Source organism: Pseudarthrobacter sp. PS3-L1 (assembly GCF_030063285.1).
Taxonomy (GTDB): domain Bacteria; phylum Actinomycetota; class Actinomycetes; order Actinomycetales; family Micrococcaceae; genus Arthrobacter.
The window spans coordinates 460,616-485,366 of sequence record NZ_JASISU010000002.1; the positions used below are offsets into that span (position 1 = coordinate 460,616).

Annotated in this window: 21 protein-coding genes and 1 pseudogene; 12 read left to right on the forward strand and 10 right to left on the reverse strand. The window is 62.0% G+C overall.

The annotated features are described in order from the left end of the window. Window positions 1–36: 36 nt before the first annotated feature. The gene (locus QMG79_RS06560; RefSeq protein WP_283537770.1) at window positions 37–1,635 is read right to left on the reverse strand and encodes an ABC-F family ATP-binding cassette domain-containing protein; all 1,599 of its coding nucleotides are present in this window, start codon (window positions 1,633–1,635) and stop codon (window positions 37–39) included. 267 nt (window positions 1,636–1,902) lie between these two features. Here QMG79_RS06560 and QMG79_RS06565 point away from each other — a divergent pair, with 267 nt between their 5' ends. The 3 genes and pseudogenes from QMG79_RS06565 to QMG79_RS06575 form a co-directional block, all read left to right on the forward strand. Next, complete coding sequence (locus tag QMG79_RS06565) at window positions 1,903–2,547, forward strand: biotin transporter BioY (protein ID WP_283537771.1); 645 nt, start codon at window positions 1,903–1,905, stop codon at window positions 2,545–2,547. Window positions 2,548–2,554: 7 nt separating this feature from the next. Further along, window positions 2,555–3,268, forward strand: coding sequence for an energy-coupling factor ABC transporter ATP-binding protein (locus tag QMG79_RS06570; protein WP_502934706.1), 714 nt, complete (start codon window positions 2,555–2,557; stop codon window positions 3,266–3,268). Then, window positions 3,265–3,888, forward strand: a pseudogene (locus tag QMG79_RS06575) (energy-coupling factor transporter transmembrane component T family protein); the annotation flags it as partial. The gene QMG79_RS06570 and the pseudogene QMG79_RS06575, both read left to right, overlap by 4 nt. Here QMG79_RS06575 and QMG79_RS06580 read toward each other — a convergent pair. Further along, window positions 3,868–5,055 carry a thiolase family protein gene (locus QMG79_RS06580; RefSeq protein ID WP_283537772.1) on the reverse strand — a complete coding sequence of 396 codons (1,188 nt, stop codon included), beginning with the start codon at window positions 5,053–5,055 and terminating at the stop codon, window positions 3,868–3,870. The pseudogene QMG79_RS06575 and the gene QMG79_RS06580 sit on opposite strands and share 21 nt — an antisense overlap. Then, window positions 5,042–6,436 (reverse strand): class I adenylate-forming enzyme family protein, encoded by a 1,395-nt coding sequence (locus QMG79_RS06585; protein ID WP_283537773.1) that lies wholly within the window; start codon window positions 6,434–6,436, stop codon window positions 5,042–5,044. The genes QMG79_RS06580 and QMG79_RS06585 overlap by 14 nt, the downstream gene beginning before the upstream one ends. 60 nt (window positions 6,437–6,496) lie before the next feature. Here QMG79_RS06585 and ypfJ point away from each other — a divergent pair, with 60 nt between their 5' ends. Then, a complete protein-coding gene (ypfJ, locus tag QMG79_RS06590; protein ID WP_283537774.1) occupies window positions 6,497–7,384 on the forward strand; it encodes a KPN_02809 family neutral zinc metallopeptidase in 888 nt (295 codons plus the stop codon). 200 nt (window positions 7,385–7,584) lie between these two features. Here the strand turns inward: ypfJ and QMG79_RS06595 are convergent, their stop codons facing one another. The 6 genes from QMG79_RS06595 to QMG79_RS06620 form a co-directional block, all read right to left on the reverse strand. Beyond that, complete coding sequence (locus QMG79_RS06595; protein ID WP_283537775.1) at window positions 7,585–7,917, reverse strand: metal-sulfur cluster assembly factor; 333 nt, start codon at window positions 7,915–7,917, stop codon at window positions 7,585–7,587. Window positions 7,918–7,927: 10 nt separating this feature from the next. Beyond that, window positions 7,928–8,716: a Fe-S cluster assembly ATPase SufC gene (gene sufC / locus QMG79_RS06600; RefSeq protein ID WP_283537776.1), complete on the reverse strand. Its 789-nt coding sequence runs from the start codon at window positions 8,714–8,716 to the stop codon at window positions 7,928–7,930. Between the two features lie 70 nt (window positions 8,717–8,786). Next, the gene (locus QMG79_RS06605; RefSeq protein ID WP_283537777.1) at window positions 8,787–9,140 is read right to left on the reverse strand and encodes a non-heme iron oxygenase ferredoxin subunit; all 354 of its coding nucleotides are present in this window, start codon (window positions 9,138–9,140) and stop codon (window positions 8,787–8,789) included. Between the two features lie 15 nt (window positions 9,141–9,155). After that, window positions 9,156–10,439 (reverse strand): Fe-S cluster assembly protein SufD, encoded by a 1,284-nt coding sequence (gene sufD / locus QMG79_RS06610; RefSeq protein ID WP_283537778.1) that lies wholly within the window; start codon window positions 10,437–10,439, stop codon window positions 9,156–9,158. A gap of 2 nt (window positions 10,440–10,441) precedes the next feature. Then, entirely contained in the window at window positions 10,442–11,905 is a 1,464-nt protein-coding gene (sufB, locus tag QMG79_RS06615) for a Fe-S cluster assembly protein SufB (protein ID WP_283537779.1), read from the reverse strand. Next, a complete protein-coding gene (locus QMG79_RS06620; RefSeq protein ID WP_283537780.1) occupies window positions 11,905–12,711 on the reverse strand; it encodes a helix-turn-helix transcriptional regulator in 807 nt (268 codons plus the stop codon). Before QMG79_RS06620 ends, sufB begins: the two co-directional genes overlap by 1 nt. Before the next feature lie 246 nt (window positions 12,712–12,957). Here QMG79_RS06620 and QMG79_RS06625 point away from each other — a divergent pair, with 246 nt between their 5' ends. From QMG79_RS06625 to QMG79_RS06635, 3 genes are read left to right on the forward strand one after another with little or no spacing between them, the layout of a single operon-like run. Continuing rightward, the gene (locus tag QMG79_RS06625; RefSeq protein WP_283538028.1) at window positions 12,958–13,845 is read left to right on the forward strand and encodes an ABC transporter ATP-binding protein; all 888 of its coding nucleotides are present in this window, start codon (window positions 12,958–12,960) and stop codon (window positions 13,843–13,845) included. Next, entirely contained in the window at window positions 13,842–14,606 is a 765-nt protein-coding gene (locus QMG79_RS06630) for an ABC transporter permease (protein ID WP_283537781.1), read from the forward strand. Before QMG79_RS06625 ends, QMG79_RS06630 begins: the two co-directional genes overlap by 4 nt. 26 nt (window positions 14,607–14,632) lie before the next feature. Further along, window positions 14,633–15,595 (forward strand): COX15/CtaA family protein, encoded by a 963-nt coding sequence (locus QMG79_RS06635; RefSeq protein ID WP_502934718.1) that lies wholly within the window; start codon window positions 14,633–14,635, stop codon window positions 15,593–15,595. Window positions 15,596–15,887: 292 nt separating this feature from the next. On the opposite strand, the gene QMG79_RS06640 is transcribed toward QMG79_RS06635, so the two are convergent. Then, window positions 15,888–16,850, reverse strand: a complete 963-nt coding sequence (locus QMG79_RS06640; protein ID WP_283537783.1) for a heme o synthase — start codon at window positions 16,848–16,850, stop codon at window positions 15,888–15,890. 476 nt (window positions 16,851–17,326) lie between these two features. On the opposite strand from QMG79_RS06640, the gene tkt reads away from it, so the two are divergent. The 5 genes from tkt to QMG79_RS06665 are packed head-to-tail and all read left to right on the forward strand — an operon-like array spanning window position 17,327 to window position 24,732. Next, window positions 17,327–19,444: a transketolase gene (tkt, locus tag QMG79_RS06645; protein ID WP_283538029.1), complete on the forward strand. Its 2,118-nt coding sequence runs from the start codon at window positions 17,327–17,329 to the stop codon at window positions 19,442–19,444. Window positions 19,445–19,464: 20 nt separating this feature from the next. Continuing rightward, on the forward strand, window positions 19,465–20,583 hold the full coding sequence (tal, locus tag QMG79_RS06650; protein ID WP_283537784.1) for a transaldolase: 1,119 nt from the start codon (window positions 19,465–19,467) through the stop codon (window positions 20,581–20,583). 4 nt (window positions 20,584–20,587) lie between these two features. After that, on the forward strand, window positions 20,588–22,219 hold the full coding sequence (locus QMG79_RS06655) for a phosphoglucose isomerase-related protein (protein WP_283537785.1): 1,632 nt from the start codon (window positions 20,588–20,590) through the stop codon (window positions 22,217–22,219). Window positions 22,220–22,234: 15 nt separating this feature from the next. After that, window positions 22,235–23,794: a glucose-6-phosphate dehydrogenase gene (zwf, locus tag QMG79_RS06660; RefSeq protein WP_283537786.1), complete on the forward strand. Its 1,560-nt coding sequence runs from the start codon at window positions 22,235–22,237 to the stop codon at window positions 23,792–23,794. Beyond that, window positions 23,791–24,732: a glucose-6-phosphate dehydrogenase assembly protein OpcA gene (locus QMG79_RS06665; RefSeq protein ID WP_283537787.1), complete on the forward strand. Its 942-nt coding sequence runs from the start codon at window positions 23,791–23,793 to the stop codon at window positions 24,730–24,732. The genes zwf and QMG79_RS06665 overlap by 4 nt, the downstream gene beginning before the upstream one ends. Window positions 24,733–24,751: the final 19 nt, after the last annotated feature.

Genomic DNA, 24,751 nt, shown 5'->3' on the forward strand with positions numbered 1-24,751 from the left:
GGCCTAGTGACCGCCCGGGCCCTGCGCCGAGCAGCCTTACGCCAGGGTGATGAGGTCCAGGTAGTCAGGGTTCCACAGGTCCTCAACGCCGTCCGGAAGCAGGACCACACGCTCAGGATCCAGCGCCTCCACGGCACCCTCATCGTGGCTGACGAGCACGACGGCGCCGCTGTAGTTCTTCAACGCACCAAGAATTTCCGCGCGGCTTGCAGGGTCGAGGTTGTTAGTGGGCTCGTCTAGGAGCAGGACGTTGGCGCTGGACGCCACGATCGTTGCCAGGGCAAGACGAGTCTTCTCACCACCGGAAAGGACGCCGGCTGGCTTCTCGACGTCATCACCGGAGAACAGGAACGACCCGAGGATTCCACGGACCTCCGCGTCCTTCATATCGGGGGCTGCCGAACGCATGTTCTCAAGCACTGTACGGTCCACATCCAGGGTGTCGTGTTCCTGGGCGTAATATCCAACCTTCAGGCCGTGACCGGCAATGACCTCGCCGGTATCGGGCTTGTCCACGCCTGCGAGCATCTTTAGCAGCGTGGTCTTACCGGCGCCATTCAGGCCGAGGATGACTACCTTGGATCCGCGGTCGATTGCCAGGTCAACATCGGTGAAAATTTCCAGCGAGCCGTATGACTTGCTCAGGCCCTCCGCCATCAGGGGAGTCTTGCCACAGGGCGACGGCTCCGGGAACCGCAGGGCTGCCACGCGCTCAGTGGCCCGGACGGCCTCAAGGCCGCTAAGGAGCCGCTCGGCACGCTTGGCCATGTTCTGCGCGGCAACAGCCTTCGTGGCCTTAGCACGCATCTTGTTCGCCTGGTCAAAGAGGACCTGGGCCTTCTTTTCCGCGTTGGCACGCTCGCGTTTGCGGGCACGCTCATCCGTCTCACGCTGGAGTTGGTAGCGCTTCCAGTCCATGTTGTAGAAGTCGATCTGCGCCCGGTTAGCGTCAAGCAGGAAAACCTTGTTGACGGTGGCTTCGAGCAATTCCGTGTCGTGGCTGATGACGATCAGCCCGCCCTGGTGGTTCTTCAGGAATTCGCGCAGCCAGGCAATGGAATCGGCATCAAGGTGGTTGGTGGGCTCATCGAGGAGCATGGTCTCGGCACCCGAATACAGGATCCGGGCGAGCTCCACGCGACGCCGTTGTCCACCGGAAAGGGTCTTGAGCGGCTGGTTGAGGATACGGTCAGGCAAGGCAAGGTTGGAGGAGATGGCTGCAGCCTCGGCCTCCGCCGCGTATCCCCCACCGGCCAGGAACTCTGATTCCAGTCGGTCGTAGCGATTCATGGCCTTCTGCTGGATCTTTGGATCCTCGCTGGCCATTTCCTCATGGGTAACCCGCAGCTTGCCCACCACGACATCCAGCCCACGTGCAGCAAGAATACGGTCACGCGCCAGCTGTTCCATGTCAGGGGTTCGGGGGTCCTGCGGGAGGTAGCCGATTTCGCCGCTCCGGCTGACCTTACCGGCGGCTGGCAGTCCTTCGCCCGCCAGAACACGGGTCAGGGTGGTCTTTCCGGCACCGTTACGGCCCACCAGACCAATTTTGTCGCCCTTGTCGATCCGGAAACTCACCTTGTCCATGAGGAGACGGGCGCCAGCGCGCAGTTCAAGATCCTGGACAGTAATCACAACGGTAAGGCCTTTCAAACATGGGGAGCCGCGGCACAGCGGAAGATTTTCCGGGACCAGCAGGGCAGATTGGCCCAAAGCGGCCTCACCCAGTCTACCGGCCCCAGCTGTGCCGCCTAATCGTGCCTTTTGTGGTGCATCCTCAAGCCGGGCACTGTACGTTGGCTGATCCCTACAAAATAGACCCGGTCGGTGCCCGGTAACGTCTGCAGGACACCAGCGTCTTTGTGTATCTCCCCATACAGCCCAACCGTCAGGACCAGCGCCTTGAGCCCCACCACACCTCCTCCGGCCACCGAGCACCCCACGGCAAATCGCGCACCGCACCGCACCGGACTACAGCCAGCTGACCTCGCGCTGGTTGCTGTTTTTGCCGCCCTGGTGGCCGCGGCCGCGCTGGTTCCGGGCATAGCGGCGAATGTCTTCGGGGTACCCATCACATTCCAGACCATGGCTGTCATGCTCACCGGCCTCATGCTGGGGCCCTCGCGTGCCTTCGCGGCTGTAGGCCTGTACCTGGTGCTCGGCCTGGCTGGGCTTCCGATCTTCAGCCAGGGCCGCAGTGGACTCGGTGTCCTGGCTGGACCCTCAGCTGGCTACATTGTGGCGTTCCCCTTTGCTGCCGCACTGGTGGGATGGCTCGCCGTCGTCATCATCCGGCGGACGCGGCGGGCGCGCTTCCTCTGGTTTTTTGCTGCCGCCATGGGCACCAGCATCCTCGTGGTCCACACCCTGGGAATTGCCGGGATTGCTCTCACCACGGGATCCACGCTTGGCCAGGCATTTTGGGGGGACCTGATTTTTTACCCTGGCGATGTGGTTAAGAATCTTCTGGCCGCCGGGATTGCCGTTTCCCTGCACCGGGCATTTCCTGATCTTCTGGTCCGCCGTGTGACAGCTCCCGTGAGCTGAGGCGCCTGTGGGTATCACTGTTTTTGATGATGTCTCGGTCTGGGTTGCTGCCGAGGAGGGCGACACACGGCGTTACCTGCTGCGTTCGGTCACCCTCGAACTGACGGAACACCGGATCGGCATCATCGGCGCCAACGGCTCGGGCAAGTCAACACTGCTGCGCCTTATCAACGGGCTCACCCGGCCGACGTCGGGTCGTGTCAGCGTTGATGGCGCCGATACCGTTCGCAGCGTCCGCCAGGTCAGGCGTGCAGTGGGTTTTGTGTTCACGGATCCACTCTCCCAGCTGGTCATGCCCACTGGTCGGGAAGACGTGGAACTCTCCCTGCGTAGGAGGTACCGCAAAGGACCCGAACGACGAAATGCAGCGGAAACAGCACTGACTGGCCTGGGCATGCTCTCCCTCGCGGATCAAAGCATCTACGAACTCTCCGGTGGACAGCGTCAGTTGATGGCCCTGGCCGCAGTGCTTGCCGTGGCACCGACAGTCCTGGTCATGGACGAACCCTCAACCCTGCTGGACCTCCGGAACCGGGAGTTGCTCCGGAAGGTGCTTTCTTCACTGGATCAGCAGGTGATCATGTCCACCCACGACCTGGAGCTTGCCAACGACATGGACCGGGTGCTGGTGGTGGACAACGGTGAAATCGCCTTCGATGGCGCAGCTGGTCCGGCAGTCGATTTTTACCGAAGGCTCTGTTCTGCGACGGGCTTCGCGTGAGGGGCCACGGCTTCCTTCTTTCCGCCTACGTTCCAGGCACGTCAGTGCTCCACAGAGCTCCGTTGGTGCCCAAGTTCTTGCTGGTGGTGGGCACGGGCGTTACCTCATTCCTGGTCAGTGACTGGCGCATTTCTGCCGTGGTGCTCGGCATCATGCTGCTCCTCTTCGCCCTCAGTGCCGTGGGTTTCCGCCGGCTGTGGGGCGCCTTGCGACCCGTCGCAGCCGTCCTGCTGGTTGTTTTTGCCTTCCAGTGGTGGCAGCTTGGCGCGGGTCCGGCAGCGAGCATCGTCTTGAACATCGCCGTCTGTGTTAGCGCCGCAGCCCTGCTCACTGCCACGACGCCCATGCAGCGGATACTGGATGGGATCGTCACAGCTGCTGGGCCGTTGCGGCGCTTCGGTGCTGATCCTGAACGTTTCGCCCTGACCATCGCCATCATGATCCGGAGTATCCCGTTCATTGTCGGTACCTTTGCTGACGTCAGGGACTCAGCCAGGGCAAGAGGCCTGGAACGCAACGCACGTGCGCTGATTCTTCCGGTTTTCATCGCCACCGTCGCCTACGCCCGGCAAACTGGTGATGCGTTGGCTGCCCGGGGGCTAGGCGAGTCTGACGTAGCGGACCAGGATCGCGGTGCCCATCCCACCGGCACCACTGATCAGCGCGAGGCCAAGGGCCCCCGGTTGCCGCGAAGCGCGCGCCTGGGCAAAAAGCCTGACAACCAGGACAGCGCCTGAGGCCCCGTACGCATGCCCGAGGGCCAGCGCCCCTCCGTCGCGGTTGGCCCGGGCCGGATCAATCCCGAGGACGTCAAGGCTAGCCAGCGCCTGGGCTGCGAAGGCCTCATTAAATTCCACAAAGGTGAGCGCGCCAGGGTCTACCCCACACTGTGTGAGGACGGCTTCACCAGCAGCTGCCGCGCCCAGCCCCAACAACCGGGGCTCCACACCACGGGATGCCCAACCCAGCACTTCCAGGCCATCAGCAGCACCCACACCGCGCGCATGTGCCAGCGACGTCACTACCACCGCCGCCGCAGCATCAGCATCTGAGCAGGAGTTCCCGGCAGTGACGCTTCCACCGGGAACAAATACCGGCGGAAACCGCTGCATGATCCCGGGCGTGAGCCCGGAACGCGGACCGTCGTCGAAGGTCACCGGGCCCGTAGCTGTGTCAACGGTGATGAGTTCACCGCGAAATCGTCCCGCAGAAAGGGCCGCTGCGGCGCGCTGGTGGCTCTCCAGGGCGAACGCGTCCTGCCGCTCCCTTCCAATGCTGCTGTGGACTGCCACGTTCTCGGCCGCAGTCCCCATCTCCGGGTCGCCGAACTCGGGTGGGGTGAACGCAGCCCTGGAAAAGAAGACCGGCTCACCGTCACCACCGGGCCTGGCACGCAGGGGGGCGGTGCTGATGCTTTCCGCTCCCCCGGCGAGGAAGAGCGTACCGGTCCCCCCAGCCACCATGCCGGCGGCCAGGGTGATCGCGTCAAGACCCGACGTGCATTGCCTGTCAACGCTTATCCCAGGAACGGAGACGGGCAGTCCGGCGGTGAGGAGCGCCAACCTGGCCACGTTCCCACCACCGCCTGTCGCATTTCCGATGACGACGTCGTCCACGTCCGGCCCTGCCACGCCGCAGTCCCGCAGGAGCTGGGCCAGCACCGGAGCCAGCAGCCTCTCCACTGGCACCTGCGCAAGCCGGCCACGCGTCCTGCAGATCGGCGTCCTGCGCGCCGCAATGATGATGGGCTGACGGTTGGCCTGGACTGCCTGCTCAGGGAAGGACACGGGCGGTCCCCCCGACAATCCAGTCCCGCAAAAGCTCACGGCTGGGCTTTCCCCGGTCTGTGGTGGGCAGGTGGTCAACGACATAGAACCGGACCGGCCATTTTGAGCGTTGCAGCACCTGGTCCAGGCCGTTACGCAACTGGGTAGCGGAGAGTCCCCCGTGCGAGAGGACGACGCCAGCCACCACGCGCTCGCCACGCACGTCATCCGGAACACCGACGGCAAGGGCCGCCGCAACACCCGGAATGGCAGCCAGGGCCAGCTCCACCTCGTGCGGGTATACGTTGCGGCCTGAGGTGAGGATCATGTCAGAACGGCGCCCCAGAATATGCAGGCCATCCGTGGCCCGGAACCCCTGGTCCCCCACCGTGAACCAGCCATCGAGGACGCGCAGGGCTTCCCCATCATCACCCCAGAGATAACCGTTGGAGATCATGGCGCTACGCACGCAGATGTTCCCCACCTCTCCGTCCGGAAGCACACCGGCCCTGTCATCAAGGACCCGGACTTCAACCCCGGGAAAGGGTTCACCAATGGATGAGCTGCCAGCAGGGATGGGGTCGCCGGGATGCAGGCTTGTCCCGGAGACAAAACTGAGCTCGGAAGCTCCATAGTATTCGTGGATGGTTGCCAGCGGTGCCCAGCGCCGTGCTGCTTCAAGCGTCCGGGCGTCGAGTTTGGAGCCTGCACAGATGATGCTGCGAAGCCCTGATGCATCAACACTGCCCGCCAGGCCGCGCTCGCTGAGCAGTCGCAGCATGGTGGGGACCAATACCAGGCGCGTAACGCCGTCGTAGGTGATGGCCTCGTGGACTGCTCCAACGTCGAAGGACTCAAGCGACTGGAATTCCGCCCCGGCGTACAGGCACTCGGACAGGGCGTAGAGGTTGAGGCTGGATGCCAACGGGCCTGGGGCCAGCGTCACGTCATCCTGCCGCAAACCGAAGAAGGCTATGGATGCCTCGAAAGATTCCCGCCAGGACGCCCGGGACCTTGTGAACGCTTTGGGCACGGATGTGGTCCCTGAGGTGAGGCCCACCAAGAACATCGAGTCGGGGGGTCCATCCACGAGTGCAACGCCGCCCGCGGGCAGCCCCGTGGAGTACTCTGCCAGGCGCTGACGGAGTTCCCCCAGCAACAGGTGACCCCAGGTCGGGTCAAGAACAGCACAGCACCGTTCATCTGCCAGTGCAGCGCTGAAACGGATCACAAAGTCAACGGAATTTGGCTCTGCCAGGACCGTCAGGTGCGGTAGGTCCGGTACGGCACGCGATGCAGCATCTCGGAGCTCAGCCCAGGAGAGACGCTGGCCACCTACCACTATGGCCGTGGCCTGTGGCCGCTGATCCGCCCATTGCTGGACGTTGTTAAGGAAAGGCACCTACCCGACTTTACCGTCAGGGTGGCGTCGCTGCCTGGCGCTTGGGATTACCCTGAATCCATGAGTTTCAACGACAACACGCGCCTGGACACATCCCAGGTCCAGGACAGGCGCGGCAAGGGCCGCGGAGGAATGATCGGCGGTGGGATCGGCGGCGGCTTGGTCCTGCTGGTTGCGATCCTGTTTGGAGTTGACCCGGCGCTCCTTGATGGCCTGGCGGGGCCGGCGACACAGGAACAACAGCAGGGACCCGGCGAACAGGAGGCCTGCCAGACTGGCGCCGATGCTGATGCCCGCACAGACTGCCGGATCACGGGAACCGTGAACAGCCTCAATGCTTTCTGGCCGGCCTACCTGCGCGATTACGACGTCACCTACCGCCAGCCTGAAACTACGCTCTTTGCCGGCTCAACGAGTACGGGCTGCGGTAACGCAACCACCGCTGTGGGGCCCTTCTACTGCCCCACCGACACCACCGCCTACTTTGATCCGGATTTCTTCCAGGAACTGGTCGACAGGTTCGGATCTTCCGGCGGCCCGCTAGCACAGGAGTACGTGGTGGCCCATGAATTTGGCCACCATGTCCAGAACATCCTTGGCAACCTGGACAACGCGCAGCAAGATCCCCAGGGACCAGAATCCGGCGGTGTCCGCGTCGAGTTGCAGGCTGACTGTTATGCGGGCCTCTGGGTCAGGCACGCCACGGAGGTCCTGGATCCGCAGACAGGGCTTCCCTTCCTAGATCCACTGACCCAGGAGGACCTTAACGACGCGCTCTCGGCCGCCTCGGCCGTAGGTGATGACCGGATTCAGGAAGCCGCCACCGGCCGGGTTTCTCCCGAGGCGTGGACCCATGGATCAAGCGAACAACGCCAACGGTGGTTCACCCAGGGGTACCAGAGCGGTGACATCAACAAGTGCGATACCTTCTCCGCCGCAAACCTCTGACCCTGGGGTGGCATCCTGACCACCGGGCCCTTGTTGTTGACTGTGGGTGCCACTGACCGCGCGTGAGACAAGGAACTAAACAGCGACGAATTAAACAGCGACGACGGCGGACTCCCCTCGTGGGAGTCCGCCGTCGTCGTTTGGGCACCGGGATACTGCCGTCCGGTGTGCACCTGAAAACGTGCTGGCTGGTGGACTGGCTAGATGTTGAACCCGAGGGCGCGCATCTGGTCCTTGCCATCGTCGGTGATCCGTTCCGGACCCCACGGCGGCATCCAGACCCAGTTCAGCCGCCAATCATCCACAACACCGTCCATCGACTTGCCCACCTGCTCCTCAAGGACATCGGTGAGGGGGCAGGCAGCCGTGGTCAGCGTCATATCAATCAGTAGGGCGCCGTCGTCGTCCGAATATTTCAGGCCGTACAGAAGACCAAGGTCAACGATATTAACTCCGAGTTCGGGATCAATAACATCCTTGAGCGCCTCTTCGACGTCCTCCAGGCTGGTCCGTGCAACATTGATGTCAGTCATGACCTCATCCTTACTCGGCAGCAGCAGCGGGGGCAACTGCAACGCCCGCGCCTGGTGCGTAGCGGTCGTAGCCTTCGTCCTCGAGACGATCCGCCAGTTCCGCACCGCCCTGGTCGACAATCTTGCCCTCGACAAATACGTGCACGAAGTCCGGCTTGATGTAGCGAAGAATCCGGGTGTAGTGGGTAATGAGCAGGGTGCCCATGTTGCCCTCGTCGTGGGCACGGTTGACGCCTTCGGAAACAACCTTCAGGGCATCAACGTCCAAGCCAGAGTCAGTCTCGTCAAGGATGGCGAACTTCGGCTTGAAGAGCTCCAGCTGGAGGATCTCCACGCGCTTCTTCTCGCCACCGGAGAAACCCTCGTTGACGTTGCGCTGAGTGAAGTCAGCGTCGATGCGCAGCTGCGCCATGGCAGCCTTGACGTCCTTGGTCCAGGTACGCAGCTTGGGCGCTTCGCCGTCGATGGCAGTCTTTGCCGTACGCAGGAAGTTGGTCATGCTGACGCCCGGAACCTCAACGGGATACTGCATGGCCAGGAACAGGCCGGCCCTGGCGCGCTCATCGACGCTCATGTCCAGGACGTTCTCGCCGTCCAGGGTGATGCTGCCGGAGGTCACGTTGTACCGCGGGTGACCAGCAATGGTGGACGCGAGAGTGGATTTACCCGAACCGTTGGGGCCCATGATTGCGTGGGTCTCGCCGGTACGGATGATCAGGCTGACACCCTTCAGGATTTCTTTGGTGCCCTGCTCTGTGTCAATGCTGACGTGCAGGTCCTTGATTTCAAGAGTTGACATGCTCTTCTTTCCTTTTATCTGAGTCTGTAGTGGCGGGGCGACCTGCCGTAGCAGTGCCCGGCGCCAGGAACTATGGGTTGACCGGAGCGCCGTTCAAAACTTGTGAGACATCCACGTACACGTCCTCGCCGTGAACCTCGACGGCGAAGACGGGTACCGGATCGTAGGCGGGAAGCTGAAGGGGTGCACCGGTGCGCAGATCAAACTGGGAGCCGTGGCCCCAGCACTCAATGGCACACCCTTCCACTTCGCCTTCGGCAAGCGAAATGTCGGCATGAGAGCAGGTGTCACCCACCGCGTGGATCTCGCCCATTGAATCGCGCACCACTGCCACCGGGTAGTCATCAATCAGGATCCGCAATGCCTGCTTCACCTGGATATCGGCGGCGCGGCACACGAGTTCACCCTGGGGCTTTTCACTCATCAGTTCCCGCCCGTCCTAGTTTTCGCTCGCTGCGAGCTCGCGCTCCACAGCCTCGGTGAGGCGCTCTTCGAGCGCCGGAACCTTGATCTGCGAGATGATCTCATTCAGGAATCCACGCACCACCAGGCGGCGGGCAACCTTTTCGGGAATGCCACGCGCCATCAGGTAGAACAGGTGTTCGTCGTCGAACCGGCCGGTTGCACTTGCGTGGCCAGCTCCGGCGATCAGTCCAGTTTCGATTTCCAGGTTGGGTACCGAATCAGCACGCGCACCGTCAGTGAGGACCAGGTTGCGGTTGGCCTCATAGGTGTCGGTGCCCTCAGCTTCCTTGCGGATCAGGACGTCGCCAACCCACACGGCGTGGGCGTTGCGGCCTTGCAGGGCGCCTTTGTAGAGGACGTTGGACTTGCAGTTGGGAACCGCGTGATCCACGAAGAGGCGCTGTTCCAGGTGCTGGCCAGCATCCGCGTAGTAGAGGCCGAAGAGTTCCGCCTCTGCACCGGGGCCTGAGAAACGGGCCGACGGCGTCAAACGCACGAGGTCACCGCCGAGTGAGACCACAATGTGCTTGAACTTTGCGTCGCGACTCAGTTTTGCCTGCTGGGAGGAGGCATGGACTGAATCGTCAGTCCACTCCTGGAGGGAGATGACTGTCAGCTGCGCGCCGTCCTCCACCAGGATTTCGACGTTTTCCGCAACAACAGCAGTACCGCGATGATCCAACACAACAACAGCCTTGGAGAATCGCTTGGCGATGATCACGAAGTGCTGTGCCGAAGCCTCCAGGCCTGAGCCTTCGATCGAGACCATGATCTCGCCGGTTGCCTGGTGCTCTTCAGGAACGGTGATGACCGTTGCCTCGGAGAAGTTCTCCCACGCGTTGGCCGAAACACGGTCCTCGGGGATGGCTGCCGAGCCGATGCGGGCGTCGTCGCGCCCCACGGTCTCGACAATGATTCCCTCCGGAGCAGTGATGTCCACTGCTGGAGCGGTGCCCTTCAGGACATCGCTGTGCAATCCGCGAAGACGCTTCAGGGGCGTAAAGCGCCAGTCCTCTTCCATGCCGGTCAGCGGCGCAAAATCGGCCAGCTTGTAGGATGTCAGGCGGCCTGCCCGTGAGCTGTCCGGAATGCCCACGCCACCACCGTGCGAGTGGGCCTTGACGGCCTCACCTGCAAGGGGTGCCTTGGACTCCGAGGTGTTGATGGGCGAGAGGTTCTCGCCCTCTTCGGTAAAGCCGTTAATAAACGGCTGGGACGGTGCGCCAATGCGCGCCTTTTCTTCAGTGATTTCAGTCATCGTTATCCGACGGACCCTTCCATCTGCAGTTCGATCAGTCGGTTCAGCTCAAGCGCGTATTCCATCGGAAGTTCGCGGGCAATCGGCTCGATGAAGCCGCGGACGATCATCGCCATAGCCTCGTCTTCGCGCATTCCACGCGACATCAGGTAGAACAGCTGCTCCTCACTGACCCGGGAAACAGTTGCCTCGTGCCCCATCACCACGTCGTCTTCACGGATGTCAATGTAAGGGTAGGTGTCCGAACGGCTAATGGTGTCCACCAGAAGTGCATCACAACGGACCGTGTTGGCTGAGTGCTTGGCGCCTTCGCGAACCTGGACGAGGCCGCGGTAAGCTGCCCGCCCACCGCCGCGGGCCACAGACTTGGACACGATCGAGCTCTTGGTATTGGGGGCAATGTGCACCATTTTTGATCCGGTGTCCTGGTGCTGCCCTGCACCTGCAAAAGCAATGGACAGCGTCTCGCCCTTGGCGTGCTCCCCCACGAGGTAGACCGCCGGGTACTTCATGGTGACCTTGGAACCGATGTTTCCATCGACCCACTCCATGGTGGCGCCCTCTTCGCAGATGGCACGCTTGGTGACCAGGTTGTACACGTTGGTGGACCAGTTCTGGATGGTCGTGTAACGGACGCGTGCGCCCTTCTTCACGATGATCTCAACCACTGCGGAGTGCAATGAATCAGAGGTGTAGATCGGTGCCGTGCAGCCTTCGATGTAGTGGACGTAGGAGTCCTCGTCGGCAATGATCAGCGTCCGCTCAAACTGGCCCATGTTTTCCGTGTTGATTCGGAAATACGCCTGCAGGGGAATGTCCACGTGGACACCCTTGGGTACGTAGACAAATGATCCGCCGGACCAAACGGCCGTGTTCAGGGAGGCAAACTTGTTGTCCCCCACAGGGATCACGGTGCCGAAGTACTCCTTGAAGATCTCAGGGTGTTCACGCAGGGCAGTGTCCGTGTCCAGGAAGATGACTCCCTGTTCCTCCAGGTCCTCGCGGATCTGGTGGTAGACAACCTCGGATTCGTACTGGGCAGCAACGCCCGAGACCAAGCGGCTGCGCTCAGCTTCCGGGATACCAAGCTTCTCGTAGGTATTCCGGATGTCCTCGGGAAGGTCTTCCCAGGTGTTCGCCTGCTTTTCGGTGGAACGGACAAAGTACTTGATGTTGTCGAAATCGATCCCGGAGAGGTCCGCACCCCACGTGGGCATGGGCTTGCGGTCGAAATACTTCAGACCCTTCAGGCGCAGGTCCAGCATCCACTGGGCCTCGCTCTTCTTGGACGAGATGTCCCGGACCACTTCATCGTTGATGCCGCGGCGGGCGTTGGCTCCGACGTCATTCTTGTCGGACCAGCCGTACTCGTACGTACCGATGCCATTGAGTTCGGGGTTCTTTTCGAGAATCTCCGAAATCACTGTGTCTTCGGCAACCACTTTCTCTGATAGTTGGTCCGTCATCACGGCCTTTCTTGCTGATGGTTGGTTACTTCATGCCCGGTAGTGCCTGCAGTCGCGGGAACGGGGTCCCCGGATGCAATGGGCCTACCGGTTGGTATGTGGGTGGTACAGACGTGGCCGCCGCGGGCAAGCGTTGAAAGCCTGCGCACATCGACGCCCACCAGCCGGGAGAAGAGTTCAGTCTCAGCATCACAAAATTCAGGGAACCTGGCTGCGAGATGCTGGATGGGACAGTGACCTTGGCAGAGCTGGATGCTGGAGAACGACGCCGGCAGGGGCGCACGGGCGTCCACCGATGCTGCAGACGAGACGTAGCCGTCCCGGCTCAATGCTGCCGAGAGTGCCTTGGCGCGATCCGTGACGTCGAGGCCAGCTTCATTTATCTCCGGTTCGTAGCGTGCTTCCATCTGGGCGAAGCGCTCGACGGCGAACTTCCGCACGGCCTCTTCCCCTGCGACATCCTGGAGTTGCTCGAGTGCTGTCGCGGCAATGTTCAGGTAGTCGTCCCCGAGGCTTGACTGGCCCTGGGAGCTAAGAACGTATTTTCGCGCTGGACGTCCAGCACCTCCACCACCGGTGATGCGCTTGACTTCAATCACACCTGTACGGGCCAGGTGATCGAGGTGGCGACGCACTGCGGCAGGGGTGAAGCCGAGGATTTCTCCCAGCTCGGCTGCGCTGACGGGGCCATGCTCCAGTACGGCCGCCTGAACCCGGTCACGGGTGCGGTCGTCTGGGTCGCCGACAGCAGGGCTGGATGAAACGCCGCCTGCCGGGGCTGCTGGACTGGTACTCACGGAATACACAACATAATCATGCCGTAATTTTATTCCCTGTTCCAGTAAGGCAAGGCTGACCTCCTGCCCTACCTGGAGGCTAATTCCGGGGGCTCCTCTCCACTAAAACCCCAAGGCCCCGCACAGTCAATCGCAAAGCAGGCCTCGATGTACTACATCCCGTAGAATGTGGACGTGCTAGATTCCCAACTTCCCGCCCTTGCCATCCACGGGCTCGTCAAGGACGTGGGACCCCTGCCCTCCCTCGATGGCAGGATGCTGCGTGTGGTCAGCGACATTTCGCTCAAGGCCCATGCCGGCCAGGTCACAGCCCTTCTCGGCGCGAATGGCGCCGGTAAGACCACCACCATCGAATGCGCCCAAGGCCTGCAGAAGCGTTCCGGCGGAACTATTTCCCTCCTTGGCCACGATCCGGCGAGGGCTGGTGCTGACCTGCGGGCCCGCGTTGGGGTGATGCTCCAGGATGGTGGCCTTCCACCATCGGCCCGACCCCTTCCCCTGTTGCGGCATATTGCGGGAATGTATCGGAACCCCTGGCCTGTCGATGATCTGGTGTCCCGACTGGGTATCAACGACTTTTCGCAGGGCACTGTGCGTCGCCTCTCAGGGGGGCAGAAGCAGCGCCTTGCACTCGCGGCTGCCTTGCTCGGACGGCCGGAGGTGCTCTTCCTCGACGAGCCCAGCGCAGGTCTGGATCCGCAATCCCGCCAACTGGTCTTTGATTTCATCGTCGAACTCCGCGATCAGGGTATGGCGATAGTCCTCACAACCCACCTCATGGATGATGCCCAGCGGCTTGCAGACTACGTCTACATCATCGACGCCGGACGCAACGTCGCAGAAGGCACAGTAGCCGAACTCCTGCAGCGCGACCTCCGTCGGGACTCAACACAGCAGCACATCCGAACGCTCTTTGTGGAAGGGCCCGAGAAACTGGACATGGGCGCAGTTCTGTCCGGTGACCTCCACGTGGTGGAAAGCCGCCCCGGGAGCTACTCCATCACAGGCTCCCTGACGCCGGCCGACCTCGCCGCACTGACCGCCTGGTGGGCGGAGAAGGACATCATGCCTACCTCACTCCGCCTGGAAGCACGTAGCCTCGAAGACGTTTTCCTTGACATCAGCGCCAAGGAGGCATCATGAGTGCCCTGACCATAAAACCTGGTGCTGCATCCTCCTTGCCCCGCAGGATTCTCCTGCAGGGCAAGTATGAGGCCACCACCATGATCACGAACGGTGAACAGCTGATACTGGCCATTGTGCTGCCGCTCCTGGCACTCATTGGCCTGACAGTAACTCCCATCCTGGACGACATGGGCGCCTCGCGGATCAATATTGCTGTCCCGGGAGTGCTGGCCCTTTGCGCCATGTCCACGGCTTTCACCGGACAGGGAATCGCCACGGGCTTTGACCGCCGTTACGGCGTCCTGCGGTTCCTTTCCACAACTCCGCTGGGCCGGACCGGGCTGATCGCCGGGAAGATCCTCGCGGTCCTCGCCGTCCTGGTCCTCCAGGTTGTGGTGGTCGCCGCAGTTGCGTTCCCCCTGGGATGGCGGCCCGACGGCGGCGCCTGGCCTTCCGCCGTCGTCCTCCTGATCCTTGGGGCGGCAGCCTTCACAGCGCTGGGGCTGCTCGTGGCAGGCACCGTCCGGCCCGAGGCGACCCTGGCGATTACCAACCTCATGTGGATTTTGCTGGGAGCACTCGGTGGAATCGTGATTCCTTCCGAACGTCTGCCCTTGGCCCTCGAATCCTTCGTGCAGTTTCTCCCTTCGGGCGCGCTGGGCGGCGCCCTGAGGGACGCCTTCCTTACCGGCACCTTCAATGGTGCGTACGCCCTGACCCTGCTGCTCTGGACCATTCTGGCCGGGGCGGCAGCCATCCGTTGGTTCAAGTGGAATTGAGAAGTACAGTGAGCACCTCCACCCGCGTGCGGGAAACCGCAGGAAAAGCCGTCCATCAGGTACGTGGGCTAGCTTCTCGACTTCCCAACGAAGTGAACTCAGTGGTGCGCCGACTCGCCGTGGCGTCGCTGGTTGGCCAGAGCGCACTTGTGGTCACGGGCGGAGCCGTCCGCCTCACTGCCTCGGGCCTGGGCTGCCCCACGTGGCCAAAATGCACCGCGGAGTCCCTGACAAACACGTCGGATATGGGAATCCACGGATTCATTGAATTCGGCAACCGTCTGCTGACCTTCGCCCTCGCGGGTGTGGCCATTGCAATGCTGGTGTTCCTCTGGAACCTTCGCAAGGAACGGCGAGACCTGTTCCTCCTGGCGCTCGGACTGCTCGCGAGCATCCCGGCACAGGCGGTCATTGGCGGCATCACGGTCCTCTCCAACCTCAATCCCTGGGTGGTGGGCCTGCACTTCCTGGTCTCCATGGCGTTGGTTGTCTTTGCCACTCTGCTGGTCAACAGGGCCTTTGGCCGGACCGGGCGCACAGCACGTCCCCTCGCGCCCCTCCCCGGGACCATGCGACCCGTGATGATGAGCCTTGCTGTTCTTTCGACCCTCGCCGTGATGCTGGGTGTCGTTGTCACAGGCGCCGGCCCGCACGCCGGAGACGCCGATGCCCCCCGCAATAACCTGGACTGGGACCTGGTGTCCCACATCCACGCCGTGCCGGCGTACCTCATCACGGGAGGCGCACTGTTTGCCCTTGCCGTCGTGTTGCTCCGCCAGCTCCATGGGATCTTCCGCACGTCAGTTTTCCTCCTGCTGGCTGTGACTCTCCTGCAGGGCGTCATTGGCTTCACGCAGTACTACAACGGCATTCCTGAACTCCTGGTGGCATCGCACATGCTGGGCGCAGCTCTCCTGATGAGTGCAGCAACCAACGCTGCCGACATTGCCCGTTCCAGCCCCCAGGGCCTGTCCCGCTCACCCCGCTAGCTTCCGCACACCCTACTGTGCACCCCTGGTGCCAGAAGCCCTGGGTGTGAGGATGGAGAACTGGATGTTCGGAAGTGGCCTCTGGTGGCCGGCGACGGACACTGTGCCGGCACCAGATCGCTGGCCTCCACCGCTTGGCGCATCTCACCCTCCACCGACGGCCGACAGCACAGGTGCCATGCCCAGGCCTAGTGTGGACCACCCTGATGATTCAGCTGCGGGCTAGTCGCCCGGCGACCTGGACCACAGCCGGGAAGGCTGGTGGCAGGAAAAGGGTAGGGAGTGGGCTGGTTCAGCCACCCATCACGGCGGACCCCACGAAGGGATCGACCGCAAGGGCAATAAAAAGCAGCGTGAGGTAACTGATGGAACCGTGAAAGACCTTCATCGCTACCTTGTCCGAGATTTCCTCACGCTTGGCGCGGTTGTACAGGGTGTGGGACTCGTTCAGGAACCATGCTCCGGCTATCACCGCGACCGCCGTATAGACCCAGCCAGCGCCTCCGGCCGGAATCAACAGCAGTGAGCACGCAACCATCGCCCACGCGTACAGCACAACCTGGACCGAGACGACCTTGGCACCAGCAATGGCACCGAGCATCGGCACGTTGGCATTTCGGTAGTCCTCGCCGTAGCGCATCGACAGCGGCCAGTAGTGCGGTGGGGTCCAAAGAAAAATCACCATGAACAGAATGAAGGCTGGCCATTCGACGGCATTGGTGACGGCAGCCCAGGCGATGAGGACAGGGAAACAGCCAGCGGCGCCTCCCCACACGATGTTCTGCGATGTCCTGCGCTTCAGGATGATGGTGTAGATCACCACATAGAAGAAAATAGCGGCCAGACCAAGCCACGCAGAGAGCGGGTTGGCACCAAACCAGAGGATGACCAGCGACGCAAGGCCAAGAAGAGAAGCAAAAACGAGTGCTTCGGTGGGGGTAACTTCCCCGGTGACCAGCGGACGCTTCTCGGTGCGGTGCATCAGTTTGTCGATGTCGCGGTCCAGGTAGCAGTTAAAGGCACCAGCGCTTCCAGCCGCGAACGCACCACCAACCAGCGTGGCGAGAATGAGGCCAATGGAGGGGAAGCCGCGTTCGGCGAAGATCATGGTGGGAAGGGTGCTTACCAGCAGGAGTTCGATGACCCGGGGCTTGGTCAGAGCCAGATACGCCTTTGCCTTACGGGCGATCAGCCCTTTCCCCCGTGCGGGAGAGATGCTCAGCGGTGTATCTGTTGTGCTCACGGTGGACGTCACCCTGTTCTATCGGCTGTATGGTACGGCTGGACTGCTGGCCCCGGTGCGCTGCGGACGGATACGTCGAAGGGACGTACTTTCGGCCTTTAAGTACAGACGGGAACCCTGCCCAGCATACCGCGCTTGGCCCACGAACCGGGATCTACGGCCGCGGCAGACGTCACCCAGCCCCACCGGGGAAACGTAGTGTTACCCAGCTCACGGCAGGCAGTGATTCATCTGGCGATATTTTCGCCCCAATTCGTGAGATTGTCCCCAGATTGGCCCCGCGGGAGGGATAAGCTGTCAGGACATCACTGAGCGCGGGGAGATTGCTGGAAAACGCATTCCCATGTCTGCTCCAAGTGATCCGGAAGATCAACGTTTTAATGGTGAACAGCTGGCAACACACGTGGGCGGACACCATTCGTGTCAGAGTCTGGACTGTGTGGCTGCTGGCTGTCAGCACAGAGAGGGGCCCGGTTTTCGTGCCACATTTGGAAGATCAAGAACTGTCATGGACCAGCTTGGATCAGCGCGCAGTGGACACGATTCGTGTCCTTGCCGCGGATGCCGTCGAGAAGGTGGGCAATGGTCACCCTGGAACCGCCATGAGCCTTGCTCCGGCCGCATACCTGCTCTTCCAGAAACTCATGCGCCACGACCCGACAGACCCGGATTGGCTGGGACGTGACCGGTTTGTCCTCTCACCCGGTCACACGTCGCTGACGCTGTACATCCAGCTGTTCCTCTCCGGCTACGGGCTGGAGCTCAAGGATCTTGAAGCCCTGCGCACGTGGGATTCGCTGACTCCGGGTCACCCGGAGTACAAGCACACCCGCGGGGTTGAGATCACCACGGGACCGCTGGGCCAAGGGCTTGCATCCGCCGTGGGATTCGCTTACTCCCAGCGTCGCCAACGCGGCATGTTCGATGCCGACGCCGCTGCGGGGACCAGCCCGTTCGACCACACCATCTGGGCCATCGCCTCCGATGGCGATCTGCAGGAGGGCGTGACGTCTGAGGCGTCGTCCTTGGCCGGACACCAGGAGCTCGGAAACCTCGTTGTGATTTACGACGAGAATCACATTTCCATCGAGGACGATACCGACATTGCCTTCACGGAAAATGTCCCTGAGCGGTACCGGGCATACGGCTGGCACGTCCAGCGTGTCGACTGGACCAAGACTGGTGACTACGTTGAGGACATCCAGGAGCTCTATGCGGCACTGGTCGCCGCCAAGGCCGAAACATCCAAGCCTTCTCTCATTGCACTGCGGACCATCATTGGCTACCCGGCACCGAAGAAGCAGAATACTGGCAAGATCCACGGTTCCGCCCTTGGTGCCGATGAAGTTGCCGGACTGAAGTCTTTCCTTGGTTTCGATCCGGAAAAGACGTTCGACGTCGACCCTGAGGTTCTGGCCCACGCCCGGGAAGTTATTGACCGGGGCGCCGCGGAGCGTAAGGAATGGGAAACCTCCTTCAGCGCCTGGCAGGAAGCCAACCCTGAGTCCAACACGCTTCTCAAGCGGATAGAGTCGCTGGAACTGCCCGCCGGATTCGCCCAGGCACTCCCCGTGTTCGAAGCCGGTAAGGAAATGTCCACCCGTGCAGCGTCAGGAAAAGTCCTGACTGCTTTGGGCCCGGTCATGCCCGAGCTGTGGGGTGGTTCCGCGGACCTCGCAGAATCCAACAACACCACCATTGAGGGCGCTGCGTCGTTCATCCCCAACAGCAAGCAGACCGATGCCTGGTCTGGCAATCCCTACGGGCGTGTCCTGCACTTCGGTATCCGCGAGCATGCCGCCGCTGCGATTGTGAACGGCATCAGCCTGCACGGTAAGACACGCGCCTTTTCAGGTACCTTCCTGATCTTCAGCGACTACCAGCGTCCGGCCATCCGTCTCGGTGCCCTGATGGGAGTCTCGTCGCTCTACGTATGGACGCACGACTCGATCGGCCTCGGCGAGGACGGTCCCACGCACCAGCCCGTGGAGCAGTTGGCAACCTTGCGCGCGGTGGTGGGCCTCGACGTCGTCCGTCCCGGGGACGCCAACGAGGTCGCCGCCGCGTGGCACGCCATGTTGGAGAATCACGCCAACCCGGCAGGCATTGTCCTGACTCGGCAGAACATCCCGACATACGCGCGCGGCGAAGGTGTAGCTACCGGCGATACCTTCGGTGCCACCACCGGTGTCGCTAAGGGCGGCTATGTCCTGGCCGAAGCATCGAAGGACGGCGCGACAGTTCCGGCTGACGTCATCCTGATCGGTACCGGTTCGGAAGTGCAGCTTGCCGTCGAAGCTCGTGAGGCACTGCAGGCCGAGGGCATTGCGACCCGCGTGATCTCCATGCCCTGCGTGGAGTGGTTCCACAAGCAGGATGCTGCGTACCGCGAATCTGTCCTCCCCGCAGCAGTCAAGGCCCGTGTTTCCGTGGAAGCTGGCCTGTCACTCGGCTGGCGGGAATTCGTTGGCGATGCCGGACGTTCCATTTCCTTGGAGCACTACGGAGCCTCAGCTGACTACAAGCGTCTCTTCAAGGAGTTCGGCATCACGGCAGAAGCAGTTGCCGCCGCCGCCAAGGACTCCCTCTCCGGCCTCCAGGCCTGAACCCGAACAGGAGAATTATTATGACTTCAACTCCCACCCAGCAGCTTTCCGACGCAGGCGTGTCCATCTGGCTCGATGATCTTTCCCGCGGACGCCTCGATTCAGGCACCCTGCAGAAACTGATCGACGAGAAGAATGTCGTGGGCGTCACCACGAACCCCAGCATCTTCCAGGCTGCCATCACGTCCGGCACGGACTACGACGACCTCATCGCCGGCAAGGCCGCAGAGGGCGCCAATGTCGAGGACACAATCTTCGACATCACCACAACCGACGTCGCTGACGCATGCAATCTCTTTGCGCCGGTGGCCGCCGCCACCAAGGGCATCGACGGCCGTGTGTCCATCGAAGTTGACCCCCGCCTCGCGTGGGATACCAAGGGCACCATCACCGAAGCCCAGAAGCTTTTCAAGCGCGTGGGCAAGGACAACGTCCTGATCAAGATCCCGGCCACGCTTGAGGGCCTGGAGGCGATCACCGCCACATTGGCTACCGGCATCAGCGTCAACGTGACCCTGATCTTCTCCCTGGACCGCTACCGTGCAGTGATCAATGCCTTCCAGGCGGGTCTGGAGCAGGCAAAAGAAAACGGCCATGACCTCGCCACAATCCACTCTGTGGCGTCTTTCTTTGTTTCCCGTGTTGACTCAGAAATCGACAAGCGTCTGGACGCCCTGGGCACCGATGAGGCCAAGGCACTCAAGGGCAAGGCAGGCGTCGCAAATGCCCGCCTCGCCTACCAGGTGTATGAGGAACTCTTTTCCACCGAGCGCTGGGGAGTGCTGGCCGAGGCCGGCGCCCTCCCCCAGCGTCCGCTGTGGGCCTCCACCGGCGTCAAGGACCCGGCATACCCGGACACGCTCTATGTCACAGGGTTGGTAGCTCCCGGTGTGGTCAACACCATGCCAGAGAAGACCCTTGACGCAACCTTCGACCACGGCGCAGTCACGGGTGACACCATCACGCGTGGTTACGATGACGCCAACGCCACACTGAACGAACTCGACGCCCTGGGCATTTCCTACACCGAGGTCGTCGCCCAGCTCGAAACAGAAGGCCTCGACAAGTTTGTTGCCAGCTGGAAAGAACTGCTGTCCGACGTCGAAAGCGCCCTTTCCAACGCACGGAAGGCTTCCTGATTCCATGACCACTCTCAGCTACGACGCCAGCGGTGCAGCCCAGCAGGCGCTGGAACAGCACCTGCCAGCGCTGATCGAGGATCGTATTGCCACGCGGCTTTTCGCCAAGGATCACACCCTCTGGGGCAAAGATGCAGAAGCAGAAGCGGAAGTCCGCCTGGGCTGGGTGGAGGCGCCAGCTGTCTCCGCTCCCCTGGTGGCTGACATCCTTGCCCTGCGGGCCGACCTTGTTGCCGAAGGCATCACACGGATTGTCCTCTGCGGAATGGGCGGCTCGTCCCTGGCGCCCGAGGTAATTGCGGGGACCGCTGGCGTTGAGCTGACTGTGCTGGACAGCACCGACCCCGAGCAGGTTGCAGCAGCATTGGCGGATCGCCTCACGGAAACTGCCATTGTGGTGTCCTCCAAGTCGGGTTCAACGTTGGAGACTGACTCACAGCGCCGCGTCTTCGAACACGCGTTCACTGAAGCTGGGCTGAACGCCAAAAGCAGGATTATCATTGTGACTGATCCCGGCTCCCCGTTGGACACATCGGCCCGCGAAGCAGGTTACCGCGCTGTCTTCAACGCAGATCCCAACGTAGGCGGCCGCTACTCAGCGCTGACGGCCTTCGGCCTGGTTCCCTCCGGCCTCGCCGGTGTGGACATCCAGGCATTCCTGGATGAGGCCGAAGAAGCCATTGAACTACTTAATGACGATGCTGCCGAAAACGTCGGGCTCGCCTTGGCTACGGCCCTGGGTGGAACCAGTCCGCTGCGCAATAAAATCGTCATCGTCGAAGACGGATCAGGCATCACAGGCTTCCCCGACTGGGCTGAGCAGCTCATCGCGGAATCCACCGGCAAGCTGGGAACCGGAGTTCTTCCCGTTGTGGCTGGCCCGCAGGCACCGGAAGTCAGATCGGGCGCGGATGACGTGCTGGTGATCCGCCTCGTAGCAGCGGATTCAGATCCTGAACTTTCCGGAAATGAGGCGGCGATAGCGGGCGGACTGCCCACCCAGATGATGGTCTGGGAATTTGCCACAGCTGTGGCCGGGCGCCTGCTGGGGATCAATCCCTTTGATCAGCCTGACGTTGAGGCCGCCAAGGTGGCTGCACGGGGCCTGCTGGACGCACAACCTGAAATCACAGCCGCTGCATTCACCGATGGCTCCATAGAGGTCCGCGGTGGTGAGTGGCTCGGCGGCGCCGCAACGGCCGGGCAGGCCATTAGTGCCCTCCTTGGTGAGTTGAAGGAAGACTCCTACCTGAGTGTCCAGGCCTACTTTGACCGCCTGGCCTACGCATCCCTGGAGAGTGTGCGCGATGAGCTGGCAACAGCAAGCGGGCGTCCCGTGACGTTCGGCTGGGGGCCACGCTTCCTGCACTCCACAGGCCAGTTCCACAAGGGCGGTCCCGCAATCGGAGTATTCCTGCAGGTCACCGCAGCCGCTGCTGGGGACCTGGAGATCCCTGACCGGCCGTTCACCTTCGGGGAACTCATTGCAGCGCAGGCGGCCGGTGATGCCCAGGTCCTTAGTGATCACGGACGCCCCGTCTTGCGCCTCCATTTGAACGATCGCGCTGCGGGGGTATCCCAGCTCCAGGACATCATTGCTGGACTCGCAGCCACAGCATCCCCTTCCGAAAGCTGAGGCACAAACAACCCCATGCCTGATACAGAAAATGGCAAAGGTCCCGGATCACGCAGTCGCAACCCGCTGCGTGATCCGCGGGATCGCCGCCTCAACCGCATTGCTGGCCCCTCCTCACTGGTGCTCTTTGGAGTGACAGGCGACCTGGCCCGCAAGAAGCTCATGCCAGCTGTCTATGACCTTGCCAACCGAGGACTCCTGCCTCCCAGTTTCGCGCTCGTGGGTTTCGCCCGTCGCGATTGGGACAATGCGGAATTTGCGGCAAAGGTCAAGGAATCAGTCCAGTCCTACGCCCGCACTCCCTTCGACGAAACCGTGTGGAACCAGCTCTCCGAGGGCATCCGTTTTGTCAGCGGCGAGTTCGACGACGATGATGCCTTTGAGCGTCTCGGTAAGACGATCGCAGAGTTGGATGAGCAGCGTGGAACACGCGGGAACCATGCCTTCTACCTGTCCATTCCGCCGAAAGCCTTCGAGCAGGTCTGCCGCCAGCTTTCCGAACACGGCCTGGCAAAGGCCGAGGGCGACAGTTGGCGCCGCGTTGTCATCGAAAAACCGTTCGGTCACGACCTGGAATCCGCGCGGGCACTTAACGACATTGTCGAATCAGTTTTCCCTGCCGACTCCGTGTTCCGCATTGATCACTACTTGGGTAAGGAAACAGTCCAGAACATCCTGGCTCTGCGTTTCGCCAACCAGCTCTTTGAACCCTTGTGGAACGCAAACTACGTTGACCACGTCCAGATCACCATGGCCGAAGATATCGGCACGGGTGGCCGTGCGGGGTACTACGACGGTGTCGGGGCAGCCCGCGACGTTATCCAGAACCACCTGCTGCAGCTCCTTGCCCTGACGGCCATGGAGGAACCCATTTCCTTTAATGCCGATGACCTCCGGGCGGAGAAGGAGAAAGTCCTGGCAGCCGTCAAGCTGCCCGAAGACCTCTCCAAGCACTCGGCTCGCGGCCAGTTTACGGGCGGCTGGCAAGGCGGCGAGCAGGTGCAGGGTTACCTTGAAGAGGACGGCATTCCGGCTGATTCAGGGACAGAGACTTTTGCTGCAATCCGCGTGGATATCAACACGCGACGCTGGCATGGTGTCCCCTTCTACCTGCGCGCCGGTAAGCGGCTGGGTAGGCGCGTCACTGAGATTGCCGTGGTCTTCAAACGCGCGCCCAACCTCCTGTTCCGCGATCATGGCGAGGACGACTTCGGCCAGAACGCCGTGGTCATCCGGGTCCAGCCCGATGAAGGTGCCACCATCCGCCTTGGTTCCAAGGTTCCAGGTACGCAGATGGAAGTTCGGGACGTCACCATGGACTTCGGGTACGGCCACTCCTTCACGGAATCCAGCCCCGAAGCCTACGAGCGGCTGATCCTTGATGTGCTGCTCGGCGAACCCCCGCTGTTCCCCCGGCACCAGGAAGTTGAGCTCTCCTGGAAAATCCTGGATCCCTTTGAAGAACACTGGGCGAACCTCAAGGAACAACCCGAACCGTACGCGCCCGGAAGCTGGGGCCCTGCGTCGGCAGATGAACTGCTGGCAGCAGATGGAAGAAGCTGGAGAAGGCCATGATTGTAGATCTTCCGGATACCACGACGTCAAAGGTTTCCAAGAAGCTTACGTCCCTGCGTGAACAGGGCGGCGTCATTGCCCTAGGACGGGTCCTGACACTTGTTGTCATCACCCGCTCCGGCGATGAGGAAGAGGCGATCGAGGCAGCCAATGAAGCAAGCCGCGAGCACCCCTGCCGCATCATTGTCCTCGCCGATGCTGGCAGCGAGAAAGCGGACAGGCTTGATGCGCAAATCCGTGTTGGAGGTGACGCAGGTGCCTCCGAGGTGATTGTTCTGCGTGGCTACGGAGCACTTGCTGAGGAAAGCGAATCACTGGTGGCAGGGCTCCTGTTGCCTGATGCGCCGATCGTTGCCTGGTGGCCGCATGGGTCCCCACGCAACGCCTGTGAGACCTCCATTGGCAGTATCGCCCACCGGCGCATCACGGACTCGGCCAATGAATCAGATCCGCTTGCTGCACTGGAAACGATCCGTGAAACCTACAAGGCCGGCGATACCGACCTTGCGTGGACGCGGCTCACCAACTGGCGTATCCAGTTGGCGGCGGTGCTGGACCAGGTGGACGACTCGCCCGTCACTGAAGTAACAGTAGAGGGTGCGTCCGATTCTGCCAGCACCCTCCTCCTGGCGGCCTGGCTGACTCTCGCTCTGGATGTACCCTCCACCATCGTGGCAGATCCCGCTGGCACGGGGATCCGCCGGGTCCGCCTCTCCCGGGAATCCGGGGATGTCCAGCTGTTCCGGCCCGGATCCTCCGTGGCGGAACTCACCCAGCCTGGCCAACCCACGCAACGCATCACGCTCCCCCGGCGAAGCCTGCGGGACTGCCTTGCGGAAGAGCTGCGTCGGCTCGATCCGGACGAAGTCTTCGGCGAAGTGATTACTATGGGACTGCCCCGTACCAACCTGAGGAGCGTCAGTGCCAGTAAGAGTTGATCCACGCGTCAGTATCCAT